Below are 7,573 nucleotides of genomic sequence, written 5' to 3'. Positions count from 1 at the left end.
GGTGCCGCGCACGGCGAGCGTGTCCCGCCGGCCGCTCCGGATGCCGGAGAGCCCGCGCTCCGTCTCCGCGGCTTCGCGGCCGAGGGGCTCGCGCCCGTCGATCTCGACGTGCAGCCGGGCGAGATCGTGTGCCTGTACGGGCTGATCGGCTCCGGGCGCACTCGGCTCATGGAGACCCTTTTCGGCCGCAGGCCCTCGCACGGCGATGTGAGGGTGGACGGACGCCCCGTGCGACTGCGCACGCCGGACGATGCGCTGCGCGCGGGTGTGGCGCTGGTTCCCGGTGACCGCGCCAAACAGGGGCTCTTCGGCACGCTGCCGGCGGCGGAGAACATCGTCACGCGCGCGATGGGAGCGCTCGGCCGCTTCGGCGCGCGCGACTTCGCCGCGGAGCGCGGCCTGGTCGCCCGCGCGTTCGAGGCGATGTCGGTGCGACCGGCCACTCCCGAGCTCGCCGCCGCCCGGTTCTCGGGAGGCAACCAGCAGAAGATCCTGATCGGACGATGGGTCAATGCGGCCTCGCGGGTGCGGGTGCTGCTGCTCGACGATCCCACGCAGGGCGTCGACGTCGGCGCGCGCGCCGAGATCTACGAGACCATCCGCGCGCTGGCGGCGCAGCGACGCGTGGCGGTCGTCTATGCCACGAACGAACCCGAGGAGGTCCTCGCGCTCGCGCACCGCTGCGTCGTGATGCGCGACGGCGCCGTCGTCGAATCCGTCGCCCTGCATGGCGCCGACGAGGAATCCCTGCTCGCCCTCATCCATCACGAGCCCGCGCTCGCCTGATCACGTCTGGAACGCTCATGAACCGATCCTTCGTCTCACGCCTGACCCACGGCGTGGTCAACAACCCGCTGGTCGTGCTGCTCGTGCTGATGGTCGTCGTCGTCCAGGTCGTGACGGGCGCGCAGCTGAATCCCGCGAACCTGCGCGGCGTCTTCCTCGACGTGTCGGTGATCGCGATCGCCGCCGTGCCCGTCGCGATGCTCGTCATCGCGGGTTACATGGACCTCTCTGTGGGTTCGACCCTCGCGCTCGGCGGCGTCACCGCGGGCATCACGCTGCGCGAGACCGGATCGCCCGTCCTGGCGATCGTGATGGCGGTGGTGGCAGGCGCCCTCGTGGGGCTCGTCAACGCCGTGCTGGTCACCGTGGTCGGGCTGTCGTCGTTCATCACCACGCTCGGAATGCTGACCGCCGCGCGCGGCGTCGCCCAGCTGCTCGCGCCGCTTCCTGTCTCCGGCTTCGATGTGGGCTTCACCGCGCTCGGGATCGGAGCGGTCGCCGGCGTCCCCGTCCCGGCGGTCATCGCCGTCGTGCTGCTGCTCGCGGCCGGGGCGTTCCTCACGCTCACACCGGCAGGACGCCACGTGTACGCGATCGGCGTGAACCGTGAGGCCGCCTACCTGTCGGGCGTGGCGATCCGCCGCATCCCGTTCGTCCTCTATCTGGTGTCGGGATCCGCGGCGGGTCTCGCGGGCGCGATCACGGCGGCCCGCCTCAACAGCGCACCCGCCGGTCAGCTGGGTTCAGGGTTCGAGCTCGCGGTGCTGACCGCCGTGCTGCTCGGGGGCGTCGCCCTCACCGGCGGCGCCGGCAACATGCTCGGCGTGCTCGTCGGAGTGCTCTTCATGGGCATGCTGACGAACGGGCTCACGCTGCTGGGGGTGCCGACGTTCTGGCAGAGCGTCGCAAGCGGCGTGGCACTGATCCTCGCCATCGCCATCAGCGTGGGCACGCAGATCCTCCGCGGACGACTCGTCGCCCGTGACGCCGAGCGACTGGCTCGGCAGGCAGCCGCGCAGACGGAAACCGCCCCCACCCCGACGCGCTGACGCGGCGTGCCGCGCGTCGCATCCGGGCACATCCCCACCACCCGAGACACGGTCCCACCCGAGTCGCGTCCCCACCCGAACGAAGGAGTTCCACCCATGTCCACTTCCGTCGACACGAGGTCGACGGCGCTCAAGGGCAACCTTGGCGTCGCCGGCATCGTCTTCCTCGTGCTCGCGGCCGTCGCGCCGCTCACCGGCATGATCGTGATCGCGAGCCTCGCGATCGCGCTCGGCTCGGGCGGCGGCACGCCCGCCATGTTCGCCGTGATGACCGTGATCCTGCTGCTGTTCTCCGTCGGCTACGCGCAGATGGCCAAGCAGCTGACGAACGCCGGCGGCTTCTACGCCTTCGTGGTCAAGGGCCTCGGTCGCACGGCCGGGCTCGTGGCCGCGATGATCGCGGTCGTCGGCTACAACTGCTTCGTCGCCGGGGCGGTCGGCACCTCCGGGTTCTTCAGCGCCGTGGTGTTCGAGAGCTTCACGGGGCTCTCCACGCCGTGGTGGGCATGGTCCCTGGGCTGGGTCGTGCTGGCGTGGATCTTCACGCGCAGCGGCATCGACTTCTCGGCCAAGATCCTCGGTGTCGCGCTCATCCTCGAGGTGATCATCCTGATCGCGCTCGACATCGCGATCCTGGCGCAGACGGGCTTCGCCCCCGAAGCGTGGGCGCCCACCGCCTGGGCCGGGCCCACGATGGGCCTCGGCCTGCTCTTCGCGGGCACCGCGTTCCTCGGATTCGAGGCGACCGGTCTGTTCGGTGAGGAAGCGCGCGACCCCAAGCGCACGATCCCGCGCGCCACCTACGCAGCGATCCTCGCGATCGGCGTGCTCGCGGTCGTGACCACGTGGGCGTTCGTCTCCGCCATGGGAGTCGGCGACGCGCAGGAGGTCGCGCTCGAGCACCTCGCCAGCGGAGACCTGGTGTTCATGCTGTCCGACACCTACCTCGGACCCGTGCTGACCGCGGTCATGCAGGTGCTGCTCATCGTCAGCCTGTTCGCGGCGCTGCTCGCCCTGCACAACTCCGCGACACGCTACCTGTATGCGATGGGGCGCGTCGGCGTGTTCCCGGGTGCGCTGTCGCAGACGCGAGAGAAGACCGGCTCGCCCGTGGTCGCCTCGACCACGCAGTTCGCGTTCTCGGTGGTCGTCGCGATGCTGTTCGCGGTGGCCGGGGCCGATCCGATCCTGACGCTCGTGCCGGCCTTCACCGGCCTGGGCACGCTCGGCATCATCGTGATGCAGGCGATCGCCGTCGTGGCGGTGATCGTGCACTTCCGCCGCAGGCGCGACCCGCGCTGGCTGACCACGCTCGTGCTGCCCGCGATCGGCGCGATCGGGCTGTGGGTCGTCACGGCGCTCGCGTTCGCGAACTTCGGGATGATGGCGGGCTCGGAGGATCCGCTCATCGGCGCGCTGCCGTGGCTCCTGCCGATCGCGGCCGTCGCGGGCCTCGTGATCGCCTACGCCACGCGCTCGCGCGCGCCGCGCGTGTGGCAGGCACTGGATCAGGACCTCGACAGGGTCGGCCTCGAGGTCGCCGTGGAGACGCCGCTGCGATGACGGCGCACATCATCACGGGGGGAGGTACCGGCATCGGCGCCGCCACGGCCAGGCTGCTCGCGGATGCCGGCGACGACGTCGTCATCGTCGGGCGGCGCGCCGAACCGCTGCTGGCGGTCGCCGCCACGCACGAGCGCATCCACGCGATCACCGCCGACGCCGCCGATGGCGTCGCCATGGCGGACGTGGTCGCCTCGACGACCGAGCGCTTCGGCGGTGTCGCGGGGCTCGTCGCGAACGCAGGCGGCCACGGGTACTCGACCGTCGGCAGCACGACAGACGACGAGTGGCGCTCGAGCCTCGAGGCGAACCTCACGACCGCATTCGTCGCGATCCGGGCCGCCCTCGACGAGCTCGAGCGCTCCCGGGGCGCGATCGTCGTCGTCTCCTCGATCGCCGGTCTCGCCGCCGGCCCCGAGACCGCCGGCTACACGGTCGGCAAGCACGCGCTGATCGGGCTCGTGCGCTCGGTCGCGCGGGACTACGGCCGGCGCGGCGTGCGCATCAACGCGCTGTGCCCCGGATGGGTGCGCACGCCCATGTCGGACGAGGAGATGTCGGTGCTCGTGCAGCGCGGCGACGCGCCGGACGTCGAAAGCGCCTACGCACTGGTCACGAGGGACGTCCCGCTCGGCCGCGCGGCCGATGCGGGCGAGATCGCGGCGACGATCGCCTTCCTGCTCGGGCCAGCATCGACCTACGTGCACGGCGCCACGATCGTCGCCGACGGCGGCAGCACGATCGTGGACGTGCCGACGCTCGCCTACGGGTGAGGCGGAGACCCGCGGCCGCGGTTCGCGTGCGCGCAGCCCGAGGCGCGACGGACCGCACGAACACCCCCTCAACACAGCAGAGAGCAGGAGCATGACGATGCAGACCGCGGCCGGAGCGCCGCCCTTTTCCCTGGACGCCGCCCAGGCGCTCGCTCGCGCGGCGCTGCCGCACTTCGGGCTCCCGTCCGATGCGCGCATCGACTTCGTCAAGCACCGTGAGAACCACACGTATCGCGTGAGCGTCGGCGACGAGGTCGTCGCGCTGCGCGTGCATCGCTCGGGATACCGCGACGACGCCGAGATCGCCAGCGAGCTGCGGTGGATCGCGCTGCTGTCCGCCGACGGGGTCCCCGTGCCGCGGGTCAGGCCGACGAGCGCGGGGGAGCCCTACGCGGTCGTCGACCATGGCGGCCATACCCGCCGCGTCTCAGTGCAGGAGTGGCTCGACGCCGCGCAGACGGGCGACGTGGTGGACTGGTTCGAGGGACGTGAGAGGCCGGGCGTCGAGCTGTTCTCGGCCCTCGGCGTCCTCGCCGCGCGACTTCACGACGCGGCAGAGAGGATCGGCACGCCGTCCTGGTTCCGCCGGGCGGCATGGGACGCCGAAGGGCTGGCCGGCGACGCGCCTCGCTGGGGCGTGGCGGAGGCTCTGGAGGTGCTCGACGATGCCGACCGTGAGCTGTTCGCGCGAGCCCGCGCGCAGGCGTTGCGGGACATCATGGCGGTGCCGCGGAGCGCGCGCACCTTCGGCGTCATCCACGCCGATCTGACGCCCGAGAACGTGCTGCGCCGCGCGAACGGAGATCACGTCGCAATCGACTTCGACGACTTCGGGGAGGGGTACTACCTGTTCGACCTCGCCACGATCTTGTGGTGGGCATCGCCCCTGGACGACGTCGCCGCACTGCGCTCGGCGCTGCTGGACGGGTACACCTCGATCCGTCCGCTGGGGCGCGAACTGGCTGCGCTGGACGCGCTCGTGATCGCCCGCGGATCGAGCTACCTCGGCTGGGCGGCCGCACGCGCGGGCGACGAGGCCGCCGACTGGATCGCAGATCAGGTGGTGCCCTGGGCGCGCCGCCTGTGCGGCGCCTACATGACGGGCGACGTCCTGCCCTGGCATACGACACACTCCCGAGAGGATGCACGATGACGACCGACCTGCTTGCGCGGCGACACGCCACACTGGGCCCGCACTCGCCGCTGTTCTACCGCACGCCGCTCGAGATGGTGCGCGGAGAGGGCGTCTGGCTCACGGACGCCCAAGGACGCCGCTATCTGGACGCCTACAACAACGTGCCGCACGTCGGACACAGCCACCCGAGGGTGGTGGCGGCGGTCGCGGAGCAGATGGCGACCCTCAACATCCACACGCGCTACCTCAACGAGCGGGTCGTGCGCTACGCCGAGAAGCTGCTGGCGCTGTTCGATCCGGGCCTGGATCGGCTGTTCCTCACGAACAGCGGATCCGAGGCGAACGAGCTCGCGATCCGCATCGCGCGTCAGCACACCGGGCACCGCGGTGTCATCGTGAGCGACTTCAGCTATCACGGCAACACGATCACCCTCGCGGAGGTCACGACGGGCCTCGACGCCGCGGAGGCGCTGGCACCGCATGCGCGCGCGATCCGCATCCCCGACCTGGATGCGCCGGACGCACCCGATGAGCAGACCCTGCTGCGGTCGGCGCTCGCCGAGCTGGACGCCGCGATCGCGTCACTGGATGAGGCAGGCTTCGGTGTCGGGGTGCTGCTGATCGACACGCTGTTTACGACCGAGGGCGTGCTGCGCCCTCCGCGGGACTTCGTGCGCCTCGCCGCAGAGCGGGTCCGGCGGGCCGGCGGTCTCGTGATCGCGGACGAGGTGCAGCCCGGATTCGGGCGCATCGGGGCGCACTGGTGGGGCTACCAGCAGTGGGGATTCACCCCCGACTTCGTCACGATGGGCAAGTCCATGGGCAACGGCCACCCGGTCGCGGGCGTGGTCACCACCGAGGCGCTGCTGGACGAGTTCGGCACGCGCAACATGTTCTTCAACACGTTCGCGGGCAATCCGGTGTCGGCCGCGGCCGCGGAGGCAGTGCTCGACGTCATCCAGGACGAAGGGCTGCGCGAGCGGGCTGCCGAGAACGGCGCGTTCATCCGCGAGAGCCTCGAGGACATCACAGCGCCCTACGAGCTCCTGGGTCCCGTGCGCGGTGCGGGCCTGTTCTTCGGCTTCGAGATCCTCTCGGACGCCGCCCTCGGAACGCCCGACGCCGCGACGACCAAGGACCTCGTCGAGGACATGCGCGAGCGCGGCGTGCTGCTCAGCAGGATCGGGCGCCACGACTCGGTGTTCAAGATCCGTCCGCCGCTGGCGCTCGAGCGGGAGCACGCGGAGCTGCTGCTCGAGACGATCGCGCAGAGCCTCGAGGCGCGGTTCCACGGCTGAGCCGGGTGCGCCGCCGCGTCCGGCAGAATCGAGTGCATGCCCAAGATCGTCGACCGCGAAGCGCGCCGCCTGGAGATCGTCGAGACATACGTCAAGCTCGCGGCGGCCGAGGGGTTCGAGGCGGTGACGACCCGCCGGCTCGCCAGCGAGCTCGGCGTGGCCGCGGGAGCGCTGTGGCACTACTTCAAGGGCTTCGACGAGGTGCTGCTGCGCGCGTTCCAGCTGATGTACGAGCGCACGGACGCGCGCATGCAGGCCCAGACCGACACGCGGCGCGGCATAGATGCGCTCTGCGCCGTGGTCGAGCAGACGCACCCCCTGGATCCCCTGACCAGCGACGAGGCCCACGTCGTCGTCAGCTTCTGGGGCCGCGTGCCGTTCCACAAGGACTTCGCGCAGATCCAGTCGAGCGTCGAGGACCACTGGCACCGCACCTACTCACGCGCGCTCGAGCAGGCGGTCGAGGACGGCGAGCTGGTCGCCGGGACGCCCGTGCAGGGCCTCACCGACGCTCTGCTCGCGCTCGTGACGGGCTATCAGGTCGAGCACGTGCTCCGCACGCGCATCTCGGAGCCCTCGCGTCAATGGGGAGTGATCCAGACGCTTCTCGGTCCGTGGCTCACGCCTGCGGGTGCCGAGCGCGGGCGATTCGCCGAGCGCGCGGCGGCCGTCACCGACTGACGGGCCGCCGCGCGGAAGGCTCGATCGGCGACGCGGTCGTGACCGCGCCGCCGACCCTGGTCAGAGCGCCTGGGCCCGCTCGACCACCTCGGCGATCCGCGGGAACAGCGGGTGCTCGGGCTCGAGGCCCGTCACCTGCGACGTGAATGCCCGCGCATCGAGCTCGCGCAGCAGGCGCTGCAGGTCGACCGACTGGTCGTCCTCCGGATCGTCGAACGCCAGCAGCGCGCCCACGGCGTGCAGCAGGCCATCGACCTGCAGCCCGCGCTCGGCCGCCTCCGCAGCCGG

Annotated in this window: 7 protein-coding genes and 1 pseudogene; 7 read left to right on the top strand and 1 reads right to left on the bottom strand. The window is 71.4% G+C overall.

The features are described from left to right. The 7 genes from RIF89_RS09135 to RIF89_RS09105 form a co-directional block, all read left to right on the top strand. A partial coding sequence (locus tag RIF89_RS09135) for an ATP-binding cassette domain-containing protein (RefSeq protein ID WP_309068810.1) occupies positions 1-786 on the top strand: 786 nt, incomplete at its 5' end. 17 nt (positions 787-803) lie between these two features. Beyond that, positions 804-1,835, top strand: a complete 1,032-nt coding sequence (locus RIF89_RS09130) for an ABC transporter permease (RefSeq protein WP_309068809.1) — start codon at positions 804-806, stop codon at positions 1,833-1,835. Positions 1,836-1,931: 96 nt separating this feature from the next. Beyond that, positions 1,932-3,398 (top strand): APC family permease, encoded by a 1,467-nt coding sequence (locus tag RIF89_RS09125; RefSeq protein WP_309068808.1) that lies wholly within the window; start codon positions 1,932-1,934, stop codon positions 3,396-3,398. Next, positions 3,395-4,171: an SDR family oxidoreductase gene (locus RIF89_RS09120; protein WP_309068807.1), complete on the top strand. Its 777-nt coding sequence runs from the start codon at positions 3,395-3,397 to the stop codon at positions 4,169-4,171. Before RIF89_RS09125 ends, RIF89_RS09120 begins: the two co-directional genes overlap by 4 nt. 91 nt (positions 4,172-4,262) lie before the next feature. Continuing rightward, complete coding sequence (locus RIF89_RS09115) at positions 4,263-5,324, top strand: phosphotransferase (protein WP_309068806.1); 1,062 nt, start codon at positions 4,263-4,265, stop codon at positions 5,322-5,324. Next, positions 5,321-6,604, top strand: a complete 1,284-nt coding sequence (locus RIF89_RS09110) for an aspartate aminotransferase family protein (protein WP_309068805.1) — start codon at positions 5,321-5,323, stop codon at positions 6,602-6,604. The genes RIF89_RS09115 and RIF89_RS09110 overlap by 4 nt, the downstream gene beginning before the upstream one ends. Positions 6,605-6,640: 36 nt before the next feature. Further along, entirely contained in the window at positions 6,641-7,285 is a 645-nt protein-coding gene (locus tag RIF89_RS09105) for a TetR family transcriptional regulator C-terminal domain-containing protein (protein WP_309068804.1), read from the top strand. 60 nt (positions 7,286-7,345) lie between these two features. On the opposite strand, the pseudogene RIF89_RS09100 reads toward RIF89_RS09105, so the two are convergent. Next, positions 7,346-7,573, bottom strand: a pseudogene (locus tag RIF89_RS09100) (mannitol-1-phosphate 5-dehydrogenase); the annotation flags it as partial.

The organism is Microbacterium sp. (genome assembly GCF_031178525.1).
GTDB lineage: Bacteria > Actinomycetota > Actinomycetes > Actinomycetales > Microbacteriaceae > Microbacterium.
Note: the sequence above shows the minus strand (reverse complement) of the source record. Positions and strands in the feature narration are given on the sequence as shown.

What these genes read in the sequence shown, in the direction of transcription:
- RIF89_RS09105 (WP_309068804.1), top strand. Translation starts at nt 6,641, where the DNA reads ATGCCCAAGATCGTCGACCGCGAAGCGCGCCGCCTGGAGATCGTCGAG.
- RIF89_RS09110 (WP_309068805.1), top strand. Translation starts at nt 5,321, where the DNA reads ATGACGACCGACCTGCTTGCGCGGCGACACGCCACACTGGGCCCGCAC.
- RIF89_RS09130 (WP_309068809.1), top strand. Translation starts at nt 804, where the DNA reads ATGAACCGATCCTTCGTCTCACGCCTGACCCACGGCGTGGTCAACAAC.
- RIF89_RS09115 (WP_309068806.1), top strand. Translation starts at nt 4,263, where the DNA reads ATGACGATGCAGACCGCGGCCGGAGCGCCGCCCTTTTCCCTGGACGCC.
- RIF89_RS09125 (WP_309068808.1), top strand. Translation starts at nt 1,932, where the DNA reads ATGTCCACTTCCGTCGACACGAGGTCGACGGCGCTCAAGGGCAACCTT.
- RIF89_RS09120 (WP_309068807.1), top strand. Translation starts at nt 3,395, where the DNA reads ATGACGGCGCACATCATCACGGGGGGAGGTACCGGCATCGGCGCCGCC.